General features: G+C 63.4%; 25 protein-coding genes. 19 read left to right on the forward strand and 6 right to left on the reverse strand.

The window, feature by feature from the left end:
• The coding region (locus tag ABR948_RS18870) for a TRAP transporter large permease subunit (RefSeq protein WP_428120637.1) at positions 1-1,034 on the forward strand (1,034 nt) is incomplete at its 5' end.
• Between the two features lie 166 nt (positions 1,035-1,200).
• Here the strand turns inward: ABR948_RS18870 and ABR948_RS18875 are convergent.
• Positions 1,201-2,007 (reverse strand): enoyl-CoA hydratase/isomerase family protein, encoded by an 807-nt coding sequence (locus tag ABR948_RS18875; RefSeq protein WP_428120639.1) that lies wholly within the window; start codon positions 2,005-2,007, stop codon positions 1,201-1,203.
• Positions 2,008-2,158: 151 nt separating this feature from the next.
• Here ABR948_RS18875 and ABR948_RS18880 point away from each other — a divergent pair, with 151 nt between their 5' ends.
• Together ABR948_RS18880 and ABR948_RS18885 are read left to right on the forward strand one after the other, a co-directional pair.
• Positions 2,159-3,361 carry a cytochrome P450 gene (locus ABR948_RS18880; protein ID WP_428120641.1) on the forward strand — a complete coding sequence of 401 codons (1,203 nt, stop codon included), beginning with the start codon at positions 2,159-2,161 and terminating at the stop codon, positions 3,359-3,361.
• Positions 3,362-3,365: 4 nt separating this feature from the next.
• Positions 3,366-4,586: an NAD(P)/FAD-dependent oxidoreductase gene (locus ABR948_RS18885; RefSeq protein ID WP_428120644.1), complete on the forward strand. Its 1,221-nt coding sequence runs from the start codon at positions 3,366-3,368 to the stop codon at positions 4,584-4,586.
• 195 nt (positions 4,587-4,781) lie between these two features.
• Here the strand turns inward: ABR948_RS18885 and ABR948_RS18890 are convergent, their stop codons facing one another.
• Complete coding sequence (locus tag ABR948_RS18890) at positions 4,782-5,693, reverse strand: sugar kinase (protein ID WP_428120696.1); 912 nt, start codon at positions 5,691-5,693, stop codon at positions 4,782-4,784.
• 295 nt (positions 5,694-5,988) lie between these two features.
• Between ABR948_RS18890 and ABR948_RS18895 the strand changes: the two genes are divergently transcribed.
• Positions 5,989-6,843 (forward strand): VOC family protein, encoded by an 855-nt coding sequence (locus ABR948_RS18895; protein ID WP_428120646.1) that lies wholly within the window; start codon positions 5,989-5,991, stop codon positions 6,841-6,843.
• On the opposite strand, the gene ABR948_RS18900 is transcribed toward ABR948_RS18895, so the two are convergent.
• Entirely contained in the window at positions 6,840-7,931 is a 1,092-nt protein-coding gene (locus ABR948_RS18900; protein ID WP_428120648.1) for a quinone-dependent dihydroorotate dehydrogenase, read from the reverse strand. The two genes, ABR948_RS18895 and ABR948_RS18900, sit on opposite strands and share 4 nt — an antisense overlap.
• 218 nt (positions 7,932-8,149) lie before the next feature.
• On the opposite strand from ABR948_RS18900, the gene ABR948_RS18905 reads away from it, so the two are divergent.
• The 8 genes from ABR948_RS18905 (at position 8,150) to ABR948_RS18940 (ending at position 16,576) form a co-directional block, all read left to right on the forward strand.
• Entirely contained in the window at positions 8,150-8,857 is a 708-nt protein-coding gene (locus ABR948_RS18905) for a TetR family transcriptional regulator (RefSeq protein WP_428120650.1), read from the forward strand.
• Between the two features lie 235 nt (positions 8,858-9,092).
• Complete coding sequence (locus ABR948_RS18910; protein WP_428120652.1) at positions 9,093-9,902, forward strand: ABC transporter permease; 810 nt, start codon at positions 9,093-9,095, stop codon at positions 9,900-9,902.
• A 62-nt stretch (positions 9,903-9,964) separates the two neighbouring features.
• Positions 9,965-10,954, forward strand: a complete 990-nt coding sequence (locus tag ABR948_RS18915; RefSeq protein ID WP_428120654.1) for an ABC transporter substrate-binding protein — start codon at positions 9,965-9,967, stop codon at positions 10,952-10,954.
• Between the two features lie 124 nt (positions 10,955-11,078).
• Positions 11,079-11,927, forward strand: coding sequence for an ABC transporter ATP-binding protein (locus ABR948_RS18920; RefSeq protein ID WP_428120656.1), 849 nt, complete (start codon positions 11,079-11,081; stop codon positions 11,925-11,927).
• Positions 11,928-11,938: 11 nt separating this feature from the next.
• On the forward strand, positions 11,939-13,360 hold the full coding sequence (locus ABR948_RS18925; RefSeq protein WP_428120658.1) for a hypothetical protein: 1,422 nt from the start codon (positions 11,939-11,941) through the stop codon (positions 13,358-13,360).
• Positions 13,357-14,508, forward strand: coding sequence for a Gfo/Idh/MocA family protein (locus tag ABR948_RS18930; protein WP_428120660.1), 1,152 nt, complete (start codon positions 13,357-13,359; stop codon positions 14,506-14,508). The genes ABR948_RS18925 and ABR948_RS18930 overlap by 4 nt, the downstream gene beginning before the upstream one ends.
• Before the next feature lie 11 nt (positions 14,509-14,519).
• Entirely contained in the window at positions 14,520-15,713 is a 1,194-nt protein-coding gene (locus tag ABR948_RS18935) for a dihydrodipicolinate synthase family protein (protein WP_428120662.1), read from the forward strand.
• A complete protein-coding gene (locus ABR948_RS18940; RefSeq protein WP_428120664.1) occupies positions 15,713-16,576 on the forward strand; it encodes a sugar phosphate isomerase/epimerase family protein in 864 nt (287 codons plus the stop codon). Before ABR948_RS18935 ends, ABR948_RS18940 begins: the two co-directional genes overlap by 1 nt.
• Before the next feature lie 4 nt (positions 16,577-16,580).
• On the opposite strand, the gene ABR948_RS18945 is transcribed toward ABR948_RS18940, so the two are convergent.
• Together ABR948_RS18945 and ABR948_RS18950 are read right to left on the reverse strand one after the other, a co-directional pair.
• A complete protein-coding gene (locus tag ABR948_RS18945) occupies positions 16,581-16,913 on the reverse strand; it encodes a hypothetical protein (protein WP_428120666.1) in 333 nt (110 codons plus the stop codon).
• A complete protein-coding gene (locus ABR948_RS18950; RefSeq protein WP_428120668.1) occupies positions 16,910-17,497 on the reverse strand; it encodes an NAD(P)H-binding protein in 588 nt (195 codons plus the stop codon). Before ABR948_RS18950 ends, ABR948_RS18945 begins: the two co-directional genes overlap by 4 nt.
• A 425-nt stretch (positions 17,498-17,922) precedes the next feature.
• Between ABR948_RS18950 and ABR948_RS18955 the strand changes: the two genes are divergently transcribed.
• The 3 genes from ABR948_RS18955 to ABR948_RS18965 all read left to right on the forward strand — a co-directional run bounded on the left by ABR948_RS18955 (position 17,923) and on the right by ABR948_RS18965 (position 20,599).
• Positions 17,923-19,155, forward strand: a complete 1,233-nt coding sequence (locus tag ABR948_RS18955) for a molybdopterin-dependent oxidoreductase (RefSeq protein WP_428120670.1) — start codon at positions 17,923-17,925, stop codon at positions 19,153-19,155.
• Between the two features lie 11 nt (positions 19,156-19,166).
• Complete coding sequence (locus tag ABR948_RS18960) at positions 19,167-19,493, forward strand: c-type cytochrome (RefSeq protein ID WP_428120672.1); 327 nt, start codon at positions 19,167-19,169, stop codon at positions 19,491-19,493.
• A 275-nt stretch (positions 19,494-19,768) separates the two neighbouring features.
• Positions 19,769-20,599, forward strand: a complete 831-nt coding sequence (locus ABR948_RS18965) for a sulfite exporter TauE/SafE family protein (RefSeq protein ID WP_428120674.1) — start codon at positions 19,769-19,771, stop codon at positions 20,597-20,599.
• Here the strand turns inward: ABR948_RS18965 and ABR948_RS18970 are convergent.
• Positions 20,596-21,816 carry a cytochrome P450 gene (locus ABR948_RS18970; RefSeq protein ID WP_428120676.1) on the reverse strand — a complete coding sequence of 407 codons (1,221 nt, stop codon included), beginning with the start codon at positions 21,814-21,816 and terminating at the stop codon, positions 20,596-20,598. The two genes, ABR948_RS18965 and ABR948_RS18970, sit on opposite strands and share 4 nt — an antisense overlap.
• 113 nt (positions 21,817-21,929) lie before the next feature.
• Between ABR948_RS18970 and ABR948_RS18975 the strand changes: the two genes are divergently transcribed.
• From ABR948_RS18975 to ABR948_RS18990, 4 genes are all read left to right on the forward strand, one after another.
• Positions 21,930-22,421, forward strand: coding sequence for a phosphonopyruvate decarboxylase (locus ABR948_RS18975; protein ID WP_428120678.1), 492 nt, complete (start codon positions 21,930-21,932; stop codon positions 22,419-22,421).
• Positions 22,418-23,008 carry a thiamine pyrophosphate-dependent enzyme gene (locus ABR948_RS18980; protein ID WP_428120680.1) on the forward strand — a complete coding sequence of 197 codons (591 nt, stop codon included), beginning with the start codon at positions 22,418-22,420 and terminating at the stop codon, positions 23,006-23,008. Before ABR948_RS18975 ends, ABR948_RS18980 begins: the two co-directional genes overlap by 4 nt.
• A 71-nt stretch (positions 23,009-23,079) precedes the next feature.
• Complete coding sequence (locus ABR948_RS18985) at positions 23,080-23,781, forward strand: TetR/AcrR family transcriptional regulator (protein ID WP_428120682.1); 702 nt, start codon at positions 23,080-23,082, stop codon at positions 23,779-23,781.
• 1 nt (position 23,782) lies between these two features.
• Entirely contained in the window at positions 23,783-24,976 is a 1,194-nt protein-coding gene (locus ABR948_RS18990) for an efflux RND transporter periplasmic adaptor subunit (RefSeq protein WP_428120684.1), read from the forward strand.
• Positions 24,977-25,026 lie beyond the last annotated feature (50 nt).

Consider the following 25,026-nt stretch of genomic DNA (forward strand, 5'->3'; position numbering starts at 1 on the left):
TCAGCATGTTCTTCTCGGAGATGTCGGGATCGACCACGGCCGATGTCGCGGTCATGAGCCGGGCGCTGGGCGGACCGATGAAGCGCGAAGGCTACAGCCCCGCCTTCATCGCGGCGATCATCGCATCCGCTTCCACCATCGCCGCACTGGTGCCGCCGAGCATCACCGCGGTGGTCTATGGCGCCGTCGGCAACGTCTCGATCGCCGGACTGTTCATGGCCGGCGTGGTGCCTGGATTGATGATCGGTTTCGGCCTGATGATCTATTGCTACTTCTTCGGGCCCTCGGGGATGCGCAAGCCGCGGGCGCCGTTTCGCCAGATCGCCTTCGCCGCGGGGGATGCCGCGCTGCCGCTGATGATTCCCGTGATCCTGCTCGGCGGCATCCTCACCGGCTGGTTCACGCCGACCGAGGCCGGCGTCGTCGCGGTGGTCTGGATCATCGCGGTGGTGATCCCCGCGCTCAATCGCGGTCATTTGCGCAAGATTCCCTACGATTTCTGCCTGGCCGGGCTGATCTTCTCGCTGCCGCTGATCACCATCGGCGCCGCCAATGCCTTCGGCTGGATGCTGGCCTATCTGCGCGGCGCCATCGTGATCGCCGACTGGATCACCTCGATTGCCGGCAACGACCCGCAATACATGATGTTGCTGCTGGTGCTGCTGTTCACCGTGGTCGGGGATTTCATCGAACCGGTACCGACCATCATCATCTTCATGCCGCTGGTGAATGCGCTCACGCAAGCCGGCGACATCAACGGCGTCCACATGGGCGTGGTGCTGATCGCCACGCTGGCGTTCGGCCTGATCACGCCGCCTTACGGGCTGGTGCTGCTGATGGCCTCGAAATTCGTCGGCGTCAGTTTCGGCAAGGCGCTGCGCGCGGCGCTGCCGATCTACGTGGTGTTCCTGGCGACGATCACGTTTACGATCTATTTCCCGAAGGTGGTGCTGTGGCTGCCGAAGCAGATGATCCCGGAATCGGTCGGCTGTTTCAAATCGCCGGCCGGGACAGGGTATATCTGCCCGAATTGAAAATGCTGACGCAAAATCAGGTGTCGTGCCCCGCGAAAGCGGGGACCCATAACCACCGGCCGTCGAGGCTCAAAAGAAATATTGCGACAACCGCCTGCGTAACATCGCGACGCCGCGGCGTATGGGTCCCGGCGTTCGCCGGGACGACGCGCGGAGATCTCCCGGCCTATTTCCCCTTGCTCGTAAACTTCTTCACCGCGATGCGGAACTCATCGGTGTGCATGGCGTCGATGATCTTTTCTGCTTCGGCATCGAGTTGCTGCCGGGTCGGCGTGGCGCCGGCCTGGTAGACCAGCGACTTGGTGCCGCCGATCGCGGCCGGCGAATTTTGCGCCAGCCGTTCGGCGAATTGTCGCGTCGCCGCCTTTAGCTCGACCGCCGGAACGACCTTGGCGACCAGCCCCCAGTCATGGGCCTGCTGCGCGGAGAAGCTGTCCTCCGCCAGAAATATCTGCAGCGCGCGGCGGACGCCGACGGTGCCGACCAGGCCGACGGTGCTGCCGCCATCGGGCGACACGCCGATCTTGGCATAGGCCGGCGTGAAGCGCGCGTCTTGCGCCGCGATGCAGAGGTCGGCGACAAATGCCAGTCCCATGCCGGCGCCGGCCGCCGAGCCATGAACGCTTGAAAGCACGATCTTCGGCATCCGCCGCAGGGTCTCGATGAAGGCGTGATAATGCCTGAGCAGTTCGCCGACCACAGGCGCGATGGTGTCGGTTGCAGCAGCGGCGCCGATGGTTTGCAGATCGCCACCGGCTGAGAACGCACGGCCCACGCCTTCGATCACCAGCACGCGAATGTCGTCATTGGCCTCGACTTCCGCGCCGAGCTGTTCGAGCTTTTTCGCGATCGAAAGATCGATCGAGTTGAAGGCGGCCGGGCGGTTGAGCGTGATCGTGGCAATCGGGCCTTCGATCCGAAGCAGCGCCGGATCGTCGGGAGGCGAGGCGGTAGCGTGGGCGGGCGTCGGCATCTGCAATGGCCCCCGTGGAGATCGCAAGGCATTCAACAAGGCATTTAAATAGCAGAAGGCAAGAGGTGACAATCCCCGCCGAAGTCTGCAAAATACCGGCAGCGGCCGGCGGACAACCGCATTGCAACAGCCGGAAGCGGGAGCAGGCGTCGTGAGCGACCAGACCACATTGAGCCACCCGGTTTCAGCCGTCGATCCGTTTTCGCACGCGTTTCTGCGCGACCCCTATCCGGACCACGAAGCGCTGCGCGAGGCCGGTCCAGTCGTCTGGCTCGAGCATTACGGAATATGGGCGATGGCCCGGCACGAGCAGGTCCGCGATGCCCTGACCGACTGGCAGACCTATTGTTCGTCCGCCGGGGTCGGTCTGAGCGATTTCCGCAAGGAACCGCCATGGCGGCCGCCCAGCATCATCCTGGAGGCCGATCCGCCGCTGCATACCCGCACCCGCGCGGTGCTGACGCGCATCCTGTCGCCGGCGGCGATCAAGATCCTGCGCGACACGTTCGAGCGCGAAGCGGAACTGCTGATCGCGCGGCTGGTCGAGCAGCGCGAATTCGACGGGGTTGCCGATCTGGCCGAAGCCTATCCGCTCAAGGTGTTCCCGGATGCGGTCGGGCTTTCCGAGGAAGGCCGCGAAAACCTGATGCCCTATGGCAGCATGGTGTTCAACTCGTTCGGCCCCCGCAACGATCTGTTCGAGCAGGCGACCGCCAATGCCGGCCCGGTGCGCGACTGGATCATGTCGAAATGCAGCCGTGCGGCGCTGGCGCCGGGCAGGCTGGGGATGCAGATTTTCGACGCCGTCGATGCCGGCGAGTTGACCGAGGACGAAGCGGGCATGCTGGTGCGCTCGTTTCTTTCCGCCGGCATAGACACCACGGTTTACGGACTCGGCAACGCGCTCTACTGCATGACGCGCTATCCCGAACAATGGCGCGCACTTCGCGAAAATCCGGCGCTGACCCGCGGTGCCTTCGAAGAAGTATTGCGCTTCGAGGCGCCGGTGCAGAGTTTTTTCCGGACCACGACCCGGGATGTCGAGGTCGGCGGCGTGCGGCTGGGTAACGGCGAGAAGGTGCTGCTGCTGTTCGCAGCGGCCAACCGCGATCCGCGCCGCTGGGAAAGGCCCGATACGTTCGACGTCAGCCGCCGTGCCACCGGGCACATGACCTTCGGCACCGGCATCCATGGTTGCGTCGGGCAGGCGGTGGCGCGGCTGGAAACCGAAGCGATCCTGGCGGCCCTTGCCAAACGCGTGGCATCGTTCGAATTCACGGCCGAACCGCAGCAGCGGCTCAACAACACCTTGCGCGGGTTCGACACCCTGCCGCTTCGCGTCAAACCGGTCTGACCGCATGGAGCAGGAAACCGTTCTGATCGTCGGCGCCGGCCATGCCGGTTTCCAGGTCGCCGTGTCGTTGCGGCAGCATGGCTATGGCGGCCGCGTCTGCCTGATCAACGATGAAGCGCATCTGCCGTATCAGCGCCCGCCCTTATCCAAGGCCTATCTGAAAGGCGAAGGCCGTCCCGATAGCCTGATGTTCCGGCCGGATAAATTCTATCGCGACCAGAATATCGAGCTGATCAGCGATCGCGCTGTTTTCGTCGACCGTGCCGCGCTCAGGTTATTGCTAGCGTCTGGCTCATTTCTCGATTACGCGCATCTCGTGCTTGCCACCGGCGCGCGCAACCGGCTGCTCGACATCCCCAACGCCAATCTGCCGGATGTGCTTTATCTGCGAACGCTCGACGAAAGCGAGGGACTGCGGCAGCGCATGGCCTCGGCGCGGCATGTCGTGGTGGTCGGCGCGGGGTTTATCGGCCTGGAATTCGCCGCGACGGCGCGGGCGAAGGGGCTCGAGGTGGACGTGATCGAACTCGGCGCACGCGTCATGGCGCGCGCGGTCACGGCCGAAATCTCGGAATTCTTCCAGGCGCGGCACACCGCCGCCGGGATTCGCATTCATCTCGGCGTGCAGACCACCGCCATCGAGAGCGACGGCACTAACGTGACCGGTGTCAGCCTCAGCGACGGCCGCCATGTGCCCGCGGACCTGGTCGTGGTCGGTGTCGGCGTGTTGCCCAATATCGAACTGGCCAGTGAAGCCGGCCTGCCGGTCGCGGCCGGCATCATTGTCGACGAGCAATTGCTGACCGCCGATCCCAATATTTCTGCAATCGGCGATTGCGCGCTGTTCGCGAGCCCGCGCTTCGGTGGCTCGCTGCGTCTGGAATCCGTGCAGAACGCCACCGATCAGGCGCGCTGTGTGGCGGCGCGGTTGACCGGCGATGCCAGGACCTATGATGGCCTGCCATGGTTCTGGAGCGACCAGGGCGACGACAAGCTTCAGATCGCGGGCCTGACCACCGGATACGACCGCGTCGTGGTGCGCGGCGATCGTGCAGCGCGCTCGTTCTCGGCCTTCTGCTACAAAGCCGGCCAGCTCGTCGGTGTCGAGTCGATCAACCGCGCGGCGGATCACGTGTTCGGCCGGAAAATTCTCGGCCTGAACCGCTCGATCGAGCCGGAGCAGGCGGCGGATCTCAGCTTCGATTTGAAGGCAGCGCTGGCGTGATTTCGCTTCGCCGCTTTTCGTCGTCCCGGCGAACGCCGGGAACCATACGCCGCGGCCTATCGGTTAGGCGATGGAGGTAGAGACCTTCCTCAGCAACAAACGCCGGTGATTATGGGTCCCGGCGTTCGCCGGGACGACGGATGGAAAGGGTGAACGGCCCATGTCCAATCCTAAATTGCCTAATCCTAAAATGGCCTAATCCCAAAATTCTTTCTTACGCCCGATCTGAAACTCTCGTTTGACGGCTTCGATGTCGGCAAGCGTCGGCAATCCGGCCTCGTTGCCGAGGCGTTGGATCTTGTAGGTCGAGGCCGCGCGCGCAAACTCGAAATGGTCGTGCCAGCTTTTGCCGGGATTGCTGAGATAAGAATAGACATAGGCGCCGTGGAACACGTCGCCGGCGCCGTTGGTATCGAGCACGCGCTCGCGCGAGATCGGCAGCGCGGGCATGGTACGGGTGGCCCCCGCCTCGTCGTACCAGAGCAGGCCGCGCTCGCCCTGGGTCACGCCGCCGACCCGGCAGCCCCGGCTCTTGAGATAATCCAGCATCTTTTCCGGTGTGAGATCCATCTGCTCGCACAGCCGCTCGGCGACGATGGCGACGTCGATGAATTCCAAGAGGTCATGGGTGTTGGTGCGAAGGCCGCCACCGTCGAGCGAGGTCAGGATGCCGTCTTCGCGGCACAGTCTGGCATAATGGATCGCGGCATCCGGCTGGTGACCGTCGACATGCAGCGCGCGACAGCCTTTGAGATTGAGCAACGGGAACGGGTGAATATGCTCGTCATCGCGGCAGCGCACGATCGCCCGCTTGCCGTCCTTCGGCATGATGAACGACAGCGACGAGGAATTGACCTTGCGCGGATGGATCGAGATTCCGTACTTCGCGCTCATGTCCTGGAACATGCGGCCGAGCCAGTCATTGGCCACGGTGGCGATCAGGTCCGGCACAATGCCGAGCTTGGCGCAGCAGAAGGCCGCCGTGACGGCGTTGCCGCCGAACGATACCGCGTAGTCCGAGGCGACATGCTTTTCGTCGCCGGTCGGCATGTGGTCGGTAATGAAGGTGACGTCGATATAGGTCTGTCCGATGAAGAGGGCCTGCATCATTTGTCCGTCATGCGCTAAAGGGTGGTCCCGGCGGCACCCCACACTAGCACCGGTTTTGGCGGAAGCTTCGCAAAAATTATTCGCAACCCCGCCGCCTGGGTCGCTTGAGCTGCCGATGGGACAGGATTAGGACCGTCCAGGAGCATCATCGGCGTGCCGCGTCGATCCAACGGTCGGCGGTTATTTTGAGTTCCTGGGACCGACAGAGGGAGCGAACGATGACGGTCTGTTCCAGTCCGGCCTCCGGCATGGTGGCGGTCCGCGCCGCCGAGACCATGCGGGGGCTGTTGTCGTGATCACCGGGCTCGATCATGTCGTGGTCCTGGTCCGCGATATCGCGGCCGCCACGGCGGCCTACCAGACGCTGCTGGGGTGCGCGCCGGCGTGGCGAAACACCGGTGATGGCGCCGACCGCGTGCTGTTTACGCTCGGCAACATGACGCTGGAACTGATGTCACCCGATGGCGACGGCGCGTCTGCGGAGCGGATCCGCGAGGTCATCGCCGCACAGGGCGAGGGACTGGCCAGCATCTGCTTTCGCACCGGCGACATCGCGAAAATGCACCGCAGGCTCGACCGGTTGGCCCTGAAGCCGGAGCCGGTCGCCGCGGTCGAGAGCCGCGACACGACCTCGGGCGCGATGCTGTCGTGGCAGCGAACTCGCGCGGCAACATCAGCCACGCGCGGGGTGCGGTTGTTCTTTCTCGAACTGGCCAGCGAACGCCCGCTCTCGGTGCGGTCAGCTGCCGCGCCGATTACGGCGCTGGACCATGTGGTGGTCTCGACTTCAGATCCGGAACGTGCCGCGGCACTCTACGGCGCGCGGCTCGGGCTCGACATGGCGCTGGACCGGTCGCATCCCGATTGGGGCCAGCTGATGTTCTTTCGCTGCGGCGATCTTATCGTCGAGGTCGTGCACCGGCCGGGCAAGGACGCGGCGATGGACAAGACCCGCGACAGCATCTGGGGATTGAGCTGGCGGGTCGACGATGTCGACGCGACACGGGCGCGGCTGCTGTCGGTTAATATCGACGTGTCGGAGGTGCGCACCGGCCGCAAACCCGGCACCCGCGTCCTGACGGTGCGTGACGGCACCTGCGGCATTCCCACGCTGCTGGTGGAACGGACCGCACGGGCGGAGTCCTAAATAGCGTCCACACCGACAACATCCACGACACTCTTTACGCCATCGCGCGCAAGCAATTGCGCGAGGCCGAGCGTGATGGTGCGAACGACGCCGGGGCCCTCATAAATCAGCGCGGTGAGCAGTTGCACCAGCGATGCGCCGAGGCGGATCTTGGCGTAGGCATCCTGCGCCGTCGACACGCCGCCGGCGCCGATCAGGATGTAGCGCTTGCGGTCCATGCGCCGGAAGGTTTCGCGGATACAGAAATCGGCCAGCGCGGCGGCCGGGGGGCCCGACACGGCGCCGGGCACCTTGCGCCAGATTGGCTCCGGGGTGCGCATGCCCTCAGGCTTGACCGGCGGCAGGTTGAACATGAAGCCGGACACGAAATCGCGGCCATCGGCGGCCGCCAGCACGCGTTCGATGGCCTCGATACCGCCTAGCGGCGACACTTTGAGAAATACCGGCAGTCGCGGCCTGGTTTCACCAAGTGCGGCGAGGCATGCATCGAGATGGCCGGAATCGGCGAAAAAATCGCGGCCATCGACCGTGTTCGGGCATGACAGATTGAGCATCAGGTAATCCGCGTGCGGCGCCATCGCGCTGGCGGCGGTGGCGTATTCGCCGATGATCTGATCCGCCGTGAGTGGTGCTGAGCCCGGTCCGCGATTGGTGACCACGAGATTGATCCCCAGCGGCACCGGCAGGCGCGTGCGTGTCAATCGCTCGGCGATCGCCGCCACGCCATCGTTGGGCAAGCCGTAATGCACGACGATGCCCTGGTCGTCGGGCAGGCGCCACAGCCGCGGCTTCGGATTGCCCTGCGATGGATCGACCGAAACCGAGCCGATCTCGATCGCGCCAAAGCCGAGGCCGGCGAGCGCCGATATCGCCGCGCCGCTCTTGTCAAAGCCGGCGGCGAGCCCAATCGGAGTCGGGAAACGAAGACCATCCACATCGACCTTGAGCCTGATGTCGTCGACGCAGGTCGTAGCCCGCATCGCTCCCGCGGCCCAGCCGAGACGCGCGCCGGCCGCAATGGCCAGATGATGGGCGGTTTCCGGATTGAGCCGGAACGCCAGCGGACGAATGAGCTTCGTATAGATCATGCCCGGATCATAAACACACAGGCGTCGCGGGCGCCACCCGCCGCTGTTGGATTGCTTCGCGGAGCCTGCCATCGGGCGGCGCTTTGCGCCGACCCGTTGGCTCCTTGCGCAAATGCTTCGCGTTTGTCGCAGGCAATGACGACTGATCGAGCATCATTCATTCTCAAACCGCCGGGCACGTGGTACATCCGGCCTGACACCATCATCGAGCGACTGATTTGACCAAGGCAAAGCGAACTTTGAAATGGCAGCGCGATCCCGAAGGGATGCGGCTTCGCATTCTCGAGGCCGCGAAGCAGGAATTTGCCGCCCATGGCATCGCCGGGGCGCGGGTCGACCGGATCGCGGCCAAGGCCGGCGCCAACAAGCGCATGCTGTATTATCACGTCGGCAAAAAGGACGAGCTCTATCTCGCGGTGCTGGAAGGCGCCTATGAGAAGATAAGAGTCGAGGAACGCAGTCTCGATCTGGAACACCTCGATCCCCCCACCGCGATCGCGCGGCTGATCGATTTCACCTGGAATTATTTCATCCGCAACCCGGAATTCCTGGCGCTGCTGAACACCGAAAACATGGCGCGGGCGCGTCACCTCAAGCGATCCACCAAGGTCAAGTCGATGCATTCGCCGTTCGTCGAGATGATCCGCACGGTGGTGACGCGCGGCGTCGAGAGCGGCGACTTCGTGGTGGCAGTCGATCCGGTCCAGCTCTACATCTCGATCGCGGCGCTGTGCTTTTTCTACCTGTCGAACAGCGCTACCTTAAGCGTGATTTTCGGCCGCGACCTCCTGAAGCAGGAAGCCCGCGACGAGCGCCTGGAGCACATGATCGCGCTGGTGCTGGCCGCCCTGACCGGAAAATCGGTCGCCGCCTTTGGTAAGCACAAGGCGCCGAAGGTACGCGCGCCGGTACATCATACCGCTTGATACGACACCATCTGGTCGTCCCGGCGAACGCCGGCATAACCACTGCTACCAATTGTTACAGAAGGTGTTTGCCCACGTGCAAAACACAGACGGCAGGGCGTATGGGTCCCGGCGTTCGCCGGGACGACATTCTGGCGCATGGCTCGCCGCTGTTGGGCCGCTTCCAACCCCCTAGACAGTATTTATCCAACGGGTTAATTTGTACCCGAACAACAGACCATCAAGGGAGAGAAGCGTGGCCGAACGCACAGGGCCCGGATACGTGTCGAGGGCGCTGAATGCGGCTTGGATTCGTCCGTTTTTGTTCCTGATTTTCATCGTGGTGGCCTGGGATCTGACGATCCGGCTGTTCCGGATTCCGCCGTATCAAATCCCGGCCCCCGGCGATGTCGTCGTGGTGCTGTGGCAGGATTGGCCGGAACTGGCGCGGCAGGCCTGGCCGACCACCTATGCGACGCTGTGCGGCTTCCTGCTGTCGGCGCTGTTCGGCATACCCCTGGCGATGCTGATCGCGGGATCGAAGACGGTGGAAAGCTATGTCTATCCGCTGCTGGTGTTCTCGCAATCGGTGCCGAAGGTCGCGATCGCGCCGCTGTTCGTGGTCTGGTTCGGTTTCGGGATCATCCCGAAAGTGATCTCGGCGTTCCTGCTCGGGTTCTTTCCGGTGGTGGTGTCCGCGGTGCAGGGATTCAAATCGGTCGATCCGGATATGGTCGATCTGGCGCGGGCGATGCAGGGCAACCGCTTCCAGGTGTTCTGCGCCGTCAACCTGCCGCACGCGATGCCGGCGATCTTCTCAGGGTTGAAAGTTTCGGTGACGCTGGCCGTGGTCGGAGCTGTAGTGGGCGAATTCGTCGGCTCCAATTCGGGCATCGGCTACGTGCTGCAGCGCTCGATCGGCACCTTCGACCTGCCGACCATGTTTGCCGCTTTGGTGATCCTGGCGCTGCTCGGCGTCGTGCTGTTCTGGGTCGTCGACCGGATCGAACGCCTTGTGATTCCCTGGCATGTCAGCCAGCGTCAGGATGTTATTTTCGCCGCGTGACGCGGCCAGCGAGAACAAAGCGGCCTGTAAAGGGCCGCGGTAAAGACGAGCGGGAGGATGACATGGTGCGATCGATGACGGCGCTGGCGGCGGCGCTGATCTGGACGGCGCTGGCGGCGGCCCCGGCTAGGGCGGCCGACAAGGTGGTGCTGATGCTCAACTGGTATGTCTATGGCGAGCACGCGCCGTTTTACTACGGCAAGGCCAAGGGCCTCTACGCGGCCGAAAATATCGATCTCGAAATTCAGGAAGGCCGCGGCTCGGCGGCGACCACCCAGGCGGTCACCGCCAAGACCGCCGATTTCGGCTATGTCGACATCCCCACCATGATGCGCGCGGCGGTCAAGGGCGCGCCCGTGATTGCCACCGGCGTGTTGCTGCAGACCAGCCCGATGTCGGCGATGGGTTTCGTCGACAAGAACATCCGCCAGCCCGCCGATATCAAGGGCAAGACCGTGGCGATTACGCCGGCGGATTCGATGACGCAGATCTGGCCGCTGTTTCTGAAAAAGACCGGCCTCAAGGAAAGCGATTTCACTACCGTTGCCGGCGATGGCCAGACCAAGCTTAATGCCGTCATCAACGGGCAGGCGGACCTGCTGCTGGGTTACGTGATGGACCAGTCGATGAAGATCAAGGACGCCACCGGCAAGGACGTCTATCCGATCAAATTCGCCGACTACGGCATCAACATGGTCTCCTCAGGCATCATCGCCAATTCCGACTATGCCCGGGCCAACGCCGATCTGGTGAAGCGCTTCATGGCCGCGACCACCAAGGCGGTCGAAGCCGCCGAAAAGGACCCGAAGGGCGCCGCGCAGTCGATCCTCGATGTCAATCCGAAGGGCGGCAAGATCGATACGCTCACGCAAGGCTTTGAGCTGACGATCCCGCTCTATCGCACGCCGGAAACCAGGGACAAGCGGCCGTTCCAGGTGACCGATCAGAACATGACCGACACCGTCAATTTGATGGTCGAATATGGCGGGCTCGACGCCAAGGCCAAGGATAATCCGAAAGCGTTTTACAGCAATGATTATCTGCCGAAATAAGCGAGATGCCGTCATTCCGGGGCGATGCGAAGCATCGAACCCGGAATCTCGAGATTCCGGGTCTGGTCCTGCGGACCATCCCGGAATGACGACTCCCTGGTACCGTTCGAATGGACCCGTCTGAATGAACGCAGCGACAAAGACCTCCGCTTCTAACCTCTCTGCCGCGCATCTGCGCGTGGTGTCCGATCGCGCGGCCGACGGCATGCCGGGTATTCAGCTCTCCGGCGTGTCGAAAACTTACCGGTCGCGCGACGGCGACGTGCCGTCGTTGCGTCCGCTCGACTTCCACATCAACACCGGCGAGTTCTTTGTCGTGGTCGGCCCGTCCGGCTGCGGCAAGTCGACGCTTTTGAAAATGATCTCCGGACTGCTGCCGCCATCGACCGGCGAAATTCTGGTCGAGGGCGAGCGGGTGACGACACCGCACGGCAATGTCGGGATCGTGTTTCAGAACGCGTTGCTGCTGCCGTGGCGCAACATCCTCGCCAACGTCATGCTTCCGATCGACATGAAGCGGCTGCCGCGCCAGGAATATCTGCCGCGCGCGATGGCGCTGTTGAAGCTGGCCGGGCTCGAGGGTTTCGAGAAGAAACTGCCCTGGCAGTTGTCGGGCGGGATGCAGCAGCGCGCCTCGATCTGCCGCGCGCTGGTGCACGATCCCAAGATCATGCTGATGGACGAGCCGTTCGGCGCGCTCGATGCCATGACGCGCGAGCGCATGAATGTCGAGTTGATGCGGATCCAGCGCGAAACCGGCAAAACCGTGCTCTTGATCACCCACTCGATCCCGGAGGCGGTGTTCCTGGCCGACCGCGTGCTGGTCATGACCGAGCGGCCCGGCGCGATCGCCGCGATCTACGACGTGCCGTTGCCGCGGCCGCGCTCGCTTGACGTGATGTCCGACCCGGTTTTCACCGAACTGGTGCAGCGGATTCGCAAGCACTTCTTCACCCAAAGCGCGCTGGATTGAGGCTCGACGCCATGCCGCCACGTATCGCCGTGCGGGACATCGCATTTTTCGAACGCCCGGTTGGTTTTACCAGGCCGTTCCGCTTTGGCGCCGTGGTCGTTAACGCGGCGTCGCAGGTCTTTGTGCGCGTCGAGATCGAGGTCGAGGGTAAAGGCATTTCGACCGGTGCCAGTGCTGAAATGATGGTGCCGAAATGGTTCGACAAGCGTCCGCAGCTGTCGCCGGAGCAAACCGTCGCGGAACTCAGACGCTCGCTGTTGATCGCGCGCGAGCTCTATCTGGCGCATTCGGGCTTCGAGACCGCGTTCGCGCTGCACGCCCATTGTCTTGCAGCCCAGGTCGAGGCCTGTGCGAAGGAAGATATCCCGCCGCTCGCCGCCGCCTTTGGGCCGGCGGAGATCGACAAGGCGATCCTGGACGCGCTGTTACGCGGCGTGGGTGCGAACTTCTTTGACGGCATGGCCGGCAATATCGCCGGGATCGATGCGCGTCTGTCGGCGGATTTAAGGGATGAGGACATCGCGCAATTCCTGGCGCGCTGCCGGCGGCTCGATCGTGTCGCGATCCGGCATACCGTCGGTCTCGACGACAGGATCGAGGGCACGGGCGGCGTCGCCGACAGCCACGAGAATAGTGATGCCCGTTATTTCAAGCTCAAGCTCAACGGCGATCCCGACGCGGACGCCGCGCGGCTGACCCGGATCGGAAACGAACTCGCGACCCTGCCGCATCCCTACAGCATCACGCTCGATGCCAACGAGCAATATGCTGATTTGGCCGCACTGGCCGCGCTGTCCGACCGCCTCGATCGCGATGCCGCGCTCGGACCGATCTCCACAAAGCTGCTGTACATCGAGCAGCCGATGCCGCGCGACATCTCGAAGCTGTCGCCGCTGGGTGATCTGGCATTCCGTGATTTCATCATCGACGAGGCCGACGATTCCTATGACGCTTTCCCGGCCGCGCGCGAGCTCGGCTATCGTGGCATCTCGTCCAAATCCTGCAAGGGCATCTACAAGTCGATCGTCAATGCGACGCGGGCCGCGATCTGGAGCACGGAAGATGAGCGGCACTTCATCTCGGGCGAAGACCTGACCTGTCAGGCCGGCCTCGGCGTGCAGCAGGATCTGGCCCTCGGCGCCCTGATCGGCGTCACCCATGCCGAGCGCAACGGTCACCATTATGTCGACGGGTTCGCCGAGACGCCCGGCACCGAGGCGCGGGCCTTTCTCGCCGCGCATCCCGATCTCTATGTCGGCGACGGAAACAGCGTCGGCGACGGAAAAAACATCCGGCTGGCGATCCATCACGGCGATCTCCTGACGGGATCGCTGACGGCGCCGGGATTTGCCAGCGGCGTGCATCCGGACTGGGCGGCGCTGGCGCCGCTTCAACACCCAAAAACAAAAATCCTGCAGGAGCAATCGATATGACGACCAAACGCCTTGGCGTGATCATGAACGGTGTCACCGGCCGTATGGGCCTCAACCAGCATCTGATCCGCTCCATCATCGCGATCCGCGATTCCGGCGGTGTGCTGCTCGGCAATGGAGACCGCATGATGCCCGATCCAATTTTAGTTGGCCGCGACGCCGACAAGGTCGAGCGGCTCGCCAAGCAGTTCAACGTCGCGCGCTGGACCACCGATCTCGATCAGGCGCTGGCCGACAAGACCGACACCATCTTCTTCGATGCCGCGACCACGCAGGCGCGCCCGTCACTGCTGACGCGGGCGATCAATGCCGGCAAGCACGTCTATTGCGAGAAGCCGATCGCAACCAATCTCGAGGAAGCCGTGGCGGTGCTCAAGCTCGCCGCCGCCAAGGGCCTCAAGCATGGCACCGTGCAGGACAAGCTGTTCCTGCCGGGACTGAAGAAACTGGCGTTCCTGCGCGATTCCGGTTTCTTCGGCCGCATGCTCTCGGTGCGCGGCGAATTCGGCTACTGGGTATTCGAAGGCGGCTGGCAGGAGGCGCAGCGGCCGTCGTGGAATTATCGCAGCGAGGACGGCGGCGGCATCATTCTCGACATGGTCTGCCACTGGCGCTACGTGCTCGACAATCTCTTTGGCGAGGTCGAAAGCGTCAGCTGCACCGGCACCACGGATATTCCCGAGCGCTGGGACGAGAAGAACAAGAAGTACAAGGCGACAGCCGATGATTCCGCCTACGCCACCTTCAAGCTCAAGGGCGGCGTGATCGCGCATATCAACATGTCCTGGGTGACGCGGGTCTATCGCGACGACCTCGTCACCTTCCAGGTCGACGGCACCCATGGTTCGGCGGTGGCCGGACTCACCGATTGCGTGATTCAGGCGCGACAGGCGACACCGCGGCCGGTGTGGAATCCCGACGAGAAGCGCACCCACGATTTCTATGCCGACTGGCAGAAGTTGCCGGAGAACAACGTCTACGACAACGGTTTTAAAGAGCAGTGGGAAATGTTCATTCGCCATGTCTGCGAGGACGCGCCCTACAAATTCACGCTGCTGGAAGGCGCCAAGGGCGTGCAGCTCGCCGAATGCGCCCTGCAGAGCTGGCGCGAACGGCGCTGGATCGACGTCGCTCCGATCAAGGTGTGAGGGCAGGGATCATGAACAGACCGGTGTTACCGATGTCTTCGCTGTCGCTCAAATTGCCGACCGCCAATGGTCAAATCGAGACCTATCGCCTGGCGGCGTCGCGCGCGTTTCCCGCCAAACTTGAGGGCACGCTGAATCGCATAGCATTCTCGGCGGCGCATGTGGTGGCAGACCCGCTGGCCGATGTCGACCCGTGGCTGTCGGCGGCCGTCGACTGGGACAGGACCATTGCGTTTCGCGAACATGTCTGGGATCTCGGCCTCGGTGTCGCCGAGGCGATGGACACCGCGCAACGCGGCATGGGGATGGACTGGCCGAATTCGCTGGAATTGATCCAGCGCTCGGTGGCGGCAGCCAAGGCGAGGGGCAATGCGCTGGTGTTTTCAGGCGCCGGCACCGATCATCTGGCGCCGGAGGATGCCAAAAGCCTCGACGACGTGATCCGCGCCTATGAGGAGCAGATCGCGGCGGTGGAAAAAGCCGGCGGACGCATCATCCTGATGGCGTCGCGGGCGCTGGCGAAAATCGGCCGCAATCCGGACGACTACGCCACGGTGTATCATCGCGTGCTGTCGCAGGTCCGCGAACCCGTGATCATTCACTGGCTCGGCGACATGTTCGATCCGGCGCTGGCGAATTACTGGGGCACGCCCGATCTCAACGCGGCGATGGATGTCGCTGTCGCCGTCATCAACGCCAATGCCGCCAAGGTCGACGGCGTCAAGGTCTCGCTGCTCGACGAACAGCGCGAGATCGATATGCGCCGCCGGCTCGGCAAGGGCATCAAGATGTATACCGGCGACGATTTCAATTATGCCGAGTTGATCGCCGGCGATGCCCAAGGCTTCTCGCATGCGCTGCTCGGCATCTTCGATGCCATCGCGCCGGCGGCCTCCTACGCGCTGTCGCGGCTCGCGGCCGGCGATGAGGCCGGGTTTCACGACGTGCTGGGACCGACGGTGCCACTGTCGCGTCATATCTTCAAGGCGCCGACGCGGTTCTACAAGACCGGCATCGTATTCATGGCGTATCTCAACGGCCATCAGGATCATTTCACGATGGTCGGCGGCCAGGAGAGCACGCGTTCGACGCTGCATCTCGCCGAACTGTTTCGGCTTGCCGACAAGGCTGGCCTGCTCGCCAACCCTGAGCTCGCGACCCGGCGCATGCAGGCGGTGCTGGCGCTGCGCGGTATCGAGGCGTGATGCGGGACTTTTCGGGAGATCATCGCTGGCTGTCGCTAAATACCGCGACGGTCCGCAGGCAGGGCGATCTGGCCCAAATCATCGAGGCCTGCGCGCGGCACGGGATCCGCGCCATCGATCCCTGGCGCGATCAGGTCGCGACCATCGGGCTTGATCGCGCGGTACGTGCGGTGCGCGACGCCGGGCTGGAACTGTCGGGCTATTGCCGCGGCGGGATGTTTACCTCGGATGCCGCGCATCGCATCGAGGCGCGCGACGACAACCGTCGCGCTGTCGATGAGGCCAGGGCGCTGGGCGCGCCCTGCGTCGTGCTGGTGGTCGGCGGCCTGCCGCAATATTCGCGGCCGGGGAGCGTCGCCTCGAAAGACATCGCGGCGGCGCGCACCCAGGTCGACGACGCCATCGCCGAAATGCTGGACTATGCGCGCACCGTGCAGATGCCGCTCGCGATCGAGCCGCTGCATCCGGCCTATGCCGCCGACCGCGCCTGCGTGAACACGACAAAACAGGCGCTCGATATCTGCGACCGGCTGGACCCGCAGCGCTCTGGCGCGCTCGGCATAGCGCTCGACGTCTATCACGTCTGGTGGGACCCGGAATTGCTGCCGCAGATTGCCCGCGCCGGCAAAGATCGCCTGCTGGCGTTTCACGTCTGCGACTGGCTGGTGCCGACCACGGACATTCTCAACGACCGCGGCATGATGGGCGACGGCGTCATCGATATCAAATCGGTGCGATCAGCGGTCGAGGCGCAGGGCTTTGACGGCTATTCCGAGATCGAGATCTTCTCCAACGCTTGGTGGGAGAAGCCGATCGACGAGGTGGTGCAGACCTGCATCTCGCGGCACCGCTCGGTAGTGTAGGCTGTCAGCTCGAGCCCTCCACCATATGCGACGCGCGCCAACCGGCACTGTCGCAAGCCAATACCGGATGGTTGAGGGTCGGCAATTGCAGCCGGCGCGCGATGGAGGAAGGAACAGGAGCGGAGGTCAGAAGCCCGGCCACCAGATTGTAAACCGCGGTCAGATTTGACCGGACGGTGCGGTTGGCGAATCCCGACGCCGCGACATAGCGGCGGGCGGTCTCTTCGAAAGATTCCGGCGCCACACCGCCGACCTCGCGGACAGCTTCCGTCGGAGCGCCAAGGCCGAAGGCGTTTCGCTGATAATCCTTCAGGAACCAGTAAAGCTCCTCGATCACGAATTCGCTGATGCCCCAGGATTGGTCAGTGCGCCGACGATTACGCGGGCGATGTCCTGGTTCGACGGCGGCGCATTCAGGCCTTCACCGAGCGGCATCCCCATCAGGCCGAAATGCGCGATCGGTTCCAGCGCCGCCATGTAATTGTCGGCGAAAAATCCGGGATTGATCGTGACGACATCGAGGCCCGGCGCCAGATGAAACATCCTGTCGCTGAGCCATTTTTCCCGAGCGTGCGCGGCCGGATGGTTGTCGCTGGCGACCCATTGGCTCAGCGCCGCGACAACCTCGAGCCGGCTATCCTGCGCGGCCGCCGCAAACAGCGCCGCCCGTCGCAGCGTCCCCGGCTCCAGCGGCGAGCAGAAATAGGCGCGCTGGACGCCGGTCATGGCGGCGCGAAGATCGGTGGTATCCTCGAGCGAGCCAATGACGATTTCCGCGCCGGCTTTGCGCAGCTGCTCGCTGCGGTGATCCATTTGGCGCACCAGCGCGCGCACCGGATAACCCATCGGCAGCAGCTGGGCGATGGTCGCGCCGCCGGTCTTGCCGGTTGCCCCGGTCACCAAAATGGTAGGCTTGAGCATCCGCTGGGTCCTCGCGCTCGTTGCGCATCGCGCAATCTGTTGATCTCGCGGCTTCAGTCACGGCTTCCGACTTCGAAAGCTGCAACGTCGGTGACGGTATTTGCGCAGGGTGGGCGTTACAATTACCGCCGAGGTAATCGAACTCGCTCCTCGAGAGAACAAAGTGGCGGCAATGAAGAGCGAGGTCGGTCTGGTATTGAGTGAATGGCGCGCGCTGCGACGCCTGCTGTTCCGGATTTTCCCCGTTCCGAGGCCATCCAGCCTTCCCTAGCCAAGTCAGAGAGTAACAAGGATCGATCCACCCGACCGATCGGAACGTACAATTCTATGGGTTGGATCGAACCATCGAAAGCCTGTACCGTTTGATCGGAAACACGCTGAGACTTGGTCCGCTGATCCAGGCCCGCATGGAAAGGGAGGATACAATGAGGTCAGTTTACACGCGCCACGCGTTGACCCGTCGACATTTGCTCGGTCAGGCGGGCATGGCCGGGATGGCGCTGGCGGCGGCGCCGGCCTGGGCGGACGCGCTGGTCCAGCTGCCACTCCCGGGCGGTCCCGTTGAGCGGCCGATCACGATGGCGTTTCCGCAGAAGGGCGCGATGATTCTGCAGCGTTCGCGCCCACCCCTGCTCGAGACGCCGTTCGAGGTGTTTGACAAGGGCGTTTTCACGCCGAACGACCGGTTCTATGTCCGCTGGCATTGGGCGGTGATCCCCACCGAGGTCGACGTCGATAAATTCCGTCTGGCGGTGCGCGGCCATGTGAACCAGGAGCAGTCGCTGTCGCTCAAAGACATCCTCGCCTTGCCGCGGGTCGAGATCGCGGCGGTCAATCAGTGCTCGGGCAATTCGCGCGGCTTCTTTCAACCCCGTGTCGCCGGCGGCGAATGGGCCGATGGCGCGATGGGGAATGCCCGCTGGATGGGGGTTCGGCTGAGGGACGTGCTTGACCGTGCAGGCGTCAAGGCCGGTGCCGTTCAAGTGCGGTTTAACGGAACCGATGAACCGGTGGTATCCGACGCACCCGACTTCAAGAAGTCGCTGGACATCGATCACGCGCGCGACGGCGAGGTCATGATCGCCTATGCCATGAACGGGGAGCAGTTGCCGCTTCTCAATGGATTTCCGCTGCGGCTGGTGGTGCCCGGCTGGTATGCCACCTATTGGGTCAAGGCGATCAGCGATATCGAGGTTCTTGACCAGCCCGACGACAATTTCTGGACCAAGTCCGCCTATCTGATCCCCGATACGCCGCGTGCCGACATCAAGCCCGGCCAGACCGGCGTCAAGATGGTGCCGATCAACAAGATGGTGCCGCGATCGTTCATCACCAACATCAAATCCGGCGACACCGTGCGGGCCAATCAATCGACGCTGGTCCGGGGTATTGCGTTCGGCGGCGATACCGGCGTGTCACGCGTCGATCTGTCGAGCGACGGCGGCAAGAGCTGGCAGGCGACCGCGCTTGGCAAGGACGAGGGCAAGTTCAGCTTCCGGCAGTGGCAGGCTCAGGTCACTTTGCCGGCCAGCGGCCATTACACGCTGATGGTTCGCTGCACCAACTCCGGCGGCGTCGCGCAACCCGACCAGGCGAACTGGAATCCGTCGGGGTTCATGCGCAACGTCATCGAAGCAACGCCCGTCGTCGTGGCCTGAGGAGATCGCCGATGTCGCGCATGATATTTACCCTCGCGCTGTTGAGCGCCGCCGCAATGCCGCTCGCCGTTGATGCCCAATCGCCGCTGACGCTCAAATCGGTGTCGATCGATCTGCCGGATCGCGGCACGATGTTTTCCGGTCCAGGGTCAGACGTCGTCAACAACAACTGCCTGGCCTGCCACTCGGCCGGTATGGTGCTCAACCAACCGTCACTGCCGGCTTCGGCCTGGCAGGCCGAAGCCGAAAAGATGATCCATGTGTACAAGGCCCCGGTCGACGAGAAGGATGTGCCCGCGATTGTCGCGTATCTGGCCCGCATCAAGGGTGCCGAATAAAGCGAATTCCCCCATTCAAACACCCAAAGGGCCTGAGCGTGTCGGTTCCACCGGACGCCATCCAATTGGATGAAGCGCACTGCCGATGGCAGATGCGTGCATGAATCCTTCTTTTTTTCGGCCGGACGGTTGCCGGCGGGCCGCGCCGGTGTACATCTGGGTGGCCCGGCTGGTGAGCTGTTTGGCCCGGTTTTGCGATCCGGCTGCCGCATCGTGAGGTAAAGTCGGAATCGCCACGACCTGTCGGCGAAGGGAACCGGGAATCCGTACCGCTTATGATCGATCCTCTCTATGTGGTTTCCGGTTTCGGGGTTGGCCTTCTGGTCGGCATGACCGGTGTGGGCGGTGGGTCGCTGATGACCCCGTTGCTGATCCTGCTGTTCGGCATCCACCCGGCGACGGCCGTCGGCACCGATCTTCTCTATGCCGCCACCACCAAGACGGTCGGCAGCTTTGCGCATAGTTGGGCGAAGAGTATCCACTGGCCGGCGGTGACCCGGCTCGCCAGCGGCAGCATCCCGGCCAGCATCCTGACGCTGTTTATTCTGTGGCAGCTTGATCTCAACGGCGAATCCTCGCGCAGCCTGGTTAATCTGGTGCTGTGTTTTGCGCTGTTCCTGACCGCGGCGTCGCTGATATTCCGAAAGGCCATCATGCAGCGCCATTCCTGGCGTTTGGAACAGCTCGACCCCGCGGCCACCGCCCGCGCGACCGTGCTGGTTGGCGTAGCCCTCGGCGTGCTGGTCTCGATTTCGTCGGTCGGGGCCGGCGCGGTGGGCGTCACCGCGCTGCTGTTGCTCTATCCGCAGTTGCCGATGCCGCGCATCGTCGCCTCCGATATCGCGCACGCGGTGCCGTTGACGCTGGTGGCCGGGATCGGACATTGGGCGACCGGCGAGATCGACTGGCACCTGATGGGCGTGCTGCTGGTGGGCTCCTTGCCCGGCATTATCATCGGCAGCTATCTGGCCCACCGGGTACCGGAACCGGCGCTACGGCTGGTGCTCGCGGCGACCCTGATCCTGGTTGCCGGCAACCTCGCATCGCATGAGCTGCTTTCGTCGTCCTCGATCATCGCGGCTTTCGCGTCGGGCGCTGCCCGCTAGCCGACTACACACGGCACGCGCAAAAATCCCCGAAATCGTACCCGTCCGCCGCGCACCGGCGGGCCGTTGAGCGCATAGCGCGGAAACCGCGCCAAAAATCTTGAAACGGCGATCGCGCCTTCGAGACGCGCCAGCGCCATTCCCGCGCATTGATGCGCGCCGGTGCCGAAGGCGAGATGCCGGTTCGGCGTGCGGCCGATATCGAGATTTTCCGGATCGGTGAATTGACCGGGATCGCGGTTGGCCGCTCCGATGCACAGCGTCACCGGCGTGCCGGCCGCCATCGTAATCCCCCCGAGCTCGACGCGTTCGGTCGTCATGCGATTGCCGAGCTGGTTCGAGCTCTCAAACCTCAGGATCTCCTCGACCGTGGTTTTAATCAGATCGGGATGGTCGAGCAGGCGTTGTTTCTGCGCCGGATGACCCGATAGCGCCACCAGTCCATTGCCGATCAGGTTGGTGGTGGTCTCATGGCCGGCGTTGAGCAGGAAGATGCAATTGTGCAGCAATTCCTTAGGTGTCAGCCGCTCGCCATTGTCCTCGCCCTGGATCAGGCGCGTCAGCACGTCGCGCTCGGGATTGCCCGGTCTGATGCGCCGCCGCTCGACCAGTATGTCCAGATAGCCGAGAAAATCCTTCACCGCCGCGTTGCCGCGGGCAAACACATCGGCCGATATCACCGGTTCGAGCGCCCCCAAAATCGCCAGCGACCAGTCGCGCAGCGGCTCGCGTTCGTCGATCGGCACGTCAAGCAGATTGCCGATCACCTGAATCGGGATCGCGGAGGCAAAATCCTCGATCAGCTCGAACTTGCCCTTCGCGGCGATGGCGTCGAGCAGCCGATCCACCAGCGCGATCAGGTCGGGTTCCATCTGCGCGATCGCGCGTGGCGACAGCGCGCCCATGATCAGCCGCCGCACCCTGGTATGCGCGGGCGGATCGTTGAAGACCAGACTGGTGGTGTGGTGCTCGTAGAGCAGCGACGCGCCGTATTTCGGCGCGAATTCCTTTTTCTTGTCGGAACTGAAAAGTTTGGTGTTCTTGTAGGCGCTGACCAGATCGTCATAGCGCGTCAGGAAATAGGAGCCGTTGGGCAATAGCTTGACCGGCGCATGCTCCCGCAATGCACGATAGGTCGGGTAGGGGTCGGCGTAGAATTCGTCCGTCAGTTTCTCGAGGTCGAAATCGGCCGCCAGCTCTCGCGCGTTCGTATTCATGCTGTCATACTCTTTGGTGGAGACCGATATGCTGTTTTTGCTCTTTCGCAAAGCGCGGCGCTCTCTACAGTCCCGCACCGCAATAGAGTTTTGCCGATTCACTGGAATTAAAAATGCACGCCCGCACTGACGCTCCCTCGGAAACTACGGCCGGCTGGCCGGAGGATATTTTCGCGATTCTGCAGCGCTTCGACGTCCGCCAGGTGCCGTCGATGCGCGCTGTCCCGTTGACGACGGAGGAGGAGGGCGTAGCGCTGCTGGCCGGCGCCTGGGCCGGCGGCCAGCGCGGCGTGCTGCTGATGCAGTCGAGCGGCGTCGGCAATTGCGTGAACATGCTGTCGCTGACCCAGATCTTCCGTCTTCCGTTCCTGACGCTAGTGACGATGCGCGGCGAGTGGGGCGAATTCAATCCCTGGCAGGTCCCGATGGGCTCCAGCACTGCGGGCGTTTTCGAATTGTCCGGTATCAAGGTATTGCGGGCCTCCCATCCGCAGGAAGTGCGCGAGGTGGTCGAGGCGGCGGCCGGGCAGGCCTATAATGCCTGCACGCCGACCGCTGTTCTGTTGTCGCAGCGTCTGATCGGCGCCAAGGTTTTCACCAAATGAGCAAAGCAAACCTTCTCGAACGGCGCAGCGTCGTCTCGACCCTGCTGGCGCAGCGCAAGGATGGGATCGTGGTCGGCGGCCTCGGCGCCTCGACCTACGATATCGCGGCGGCCGGCGATCATGACCGCAATTTCTATCTGTGGGGCGCCATGGGCGGCGCGGTCATGATCGGATTGGGGGTCGCGCTGGCGCAACCCGAACTGCCGGTCGTGGTGATCACGGGCGATGGCGAGATGCTGATGGGGATGGGCAGTCTGGCGACCGTTGGCCTGCAAAAACCCGGCAATCTCACCATCATTGTGCTCGATAATGAGGTCTATGGCGAAACCGGCGGGCAGGCGAGCCACACCGCCAATACCGCCGACCTCGTCGGCATCGCCCGGGCGTGCGGGATATCGGACGCCCGCAGCATCGCGACGATGGCCGAAGTCGAGGCCTTTGCGTCCGCGATGCAGGACGTCTCGAGCGGGCCGCGTTTCGTCAGCATCAAGATCGACAGCGCCAATCTGGAACGCGTGCTCGCCAGCCGCGACGGCAGCTTCATCGTCACGCGCATCCGCGGCGCACTCGGATTTGGCCCCATTTAAGGCCGGATCCGGCGTATTGCATCGCAGCAAGTTTCTTGACAAATACCGGAGGTGAGTGCTTACTCACGATCATGAGCACCCTGCGCATGACCAGTGACTTGCGGCGGCAATTGATCCTGGGCGCCGCCAAGCGGTGTTTCGCCCGCAGTGGCTTTGCGGGAACCACGACCAAGAGTGTCGCGGCGGCGGCGGCCATTTCGGAGGGCCTGCTGTTCAAGCACTTCCCGTCGAAATCGGCGCTGTATGCGGAAATTCTCGCGGAGGCCTGCGAGGCGGATCCCGAACTGCACCAGCTGCTGGGGCGAGAACCCTCCACCGAGACGCTCGTGGTGCTGGTCCGCGGCATGGTCGGCCATTTCCTGCATGTGTGGGACGTTCCCGATCAGCAGGAAGCCCAGCGGCTGCGGCTGATGATCACCAGCCATCTCGATGATGGAGAATTCGCGCGGTTGATCTATGAGAAGATCGGAAACCTGATCGGAACGGTGTTCACCGCGTCGCTGGAGCGGGCGGTGGCGGCGGGGGATGCGTCACGGGTTGGGCGCGAGCCGCTGAACCTGTTCTGGTTTGCGCATCACACCGTGCTGATGGCTGCATTGGCACGGTTGCCGTCGGTTCCGTGCCTGTCGTATGCCAACGCCGTCGATCTCGAGCGGCAGGCCTGTGAATTCATTCTACGCGGAATCGGACTCCACGAAACCGCGATTGCCACCTATTTGGATCGTGACCTGTCGCCGGGTCTGGGACAGCCGGTAATTGCAGAAAGTGCATGACATGAACATTGTGACTGAAGCCCATATCTCAGGCCAGCCGCTCGCCGAAAAGCCACGCGCCCGTCCGGTTCGGATGATCCGCTGGTTCATCATCGTCGGACTATTGCTGGCGCTGCTGGTGGGTGGTCTCGTCTGGTTTAACTGGTTCCGTGGCCAAATGATCGCGCAATTTTTCGCCAACAACAGGCCGCCGCCGGCACCGGTCACGGCTGTCGAGGCCAAATCGGAAGTGATTCCGAACCTGTTGACGGCGGTCGGCGATCTCGCGGCCGTGCATCAGGTGAATGTCACCCCGGATGTCAGCGGGCGCATCACCGACATCATGTTTACCGCGGGCGCCTCGGTGCAGGCCGGCAGTCCACTGGTGCAATTGTTCGACGCCCCCGACCAGGGCGATCTCGCGAGTTTCAAGGCGCAGGCGATCGGCGCGCAGCTGGCGCTGGATCGCGCCAAGCAACTGGCGTCCCGCCAGTTCGGTCCGCAGTCGACGGTCGATGCCGCGCAGGCGACCTATGACCAGGCCAATGCGGGTATCGCCAAGACCGAGGCGATCATTTCGCAGAAGCTGGTGCGTGCGCCGTTCGACGGCGAACTCGGCGTTCGTCATGTCGAGGTCGGCCAGTACCTGACCGCCGGCACGCAGATCGTCTCGTTGACCGATCTGTCGGTGCTGTATGCCAACTTCACGGTGACGGAGAAGGACAGCGCGGCGCTCAAGGTCGGACAGACCGTGCGGGTCCTGGTAGATGCCTATCGCGGCCGAAACTTCGAGGGCAAGATCAACGCGATCGAGCCCCAGATCGCCACCGATACCCGCAACATCCGCGTTCAGGCCACGATCGAGAATCCGGAACATATTCTCAAGCCCGGCATGTTCACGACCACGACGGTGGTGCTGCCCGACAAGCCGGCGGTCGTCACGGTTCCCGAAACCGCTGTCGATTATACGCTGTACGGCGACGCCGTTTTCGTCATCACCGAGAAGAAGGCGGACGACGGCAAGACCAGCCTGGTTGTGGTGCGGACCTTCGTGGTGACCGGCAACCGGGTCAACGGACGGGTCGAAATTCTCAGCGGGGTGAAGCCCGGCGATCGCGTGGTCTCGGTCGGCCAGATCAAGCTGCAATCCGGAGCGGCGGTGTCGATCTCGGCCGATCCCGCGCCGCCGATTCCGGCGAACCCGCCACGTTATTAAGGCATGATCCCTCGCGACAAACGCCGGAGGCGTTTGCGCGGAGATCATGC

Origin of the sequence: Bradyrhizobium sp., assembly GCF_050014615.1 — a bacterium.
Lineage (GTDB): Bacteria > Pseudomonadota > Alphaproteobacteria > Rhizobiales > Xanthobacteraceae > Bradyrhizobium.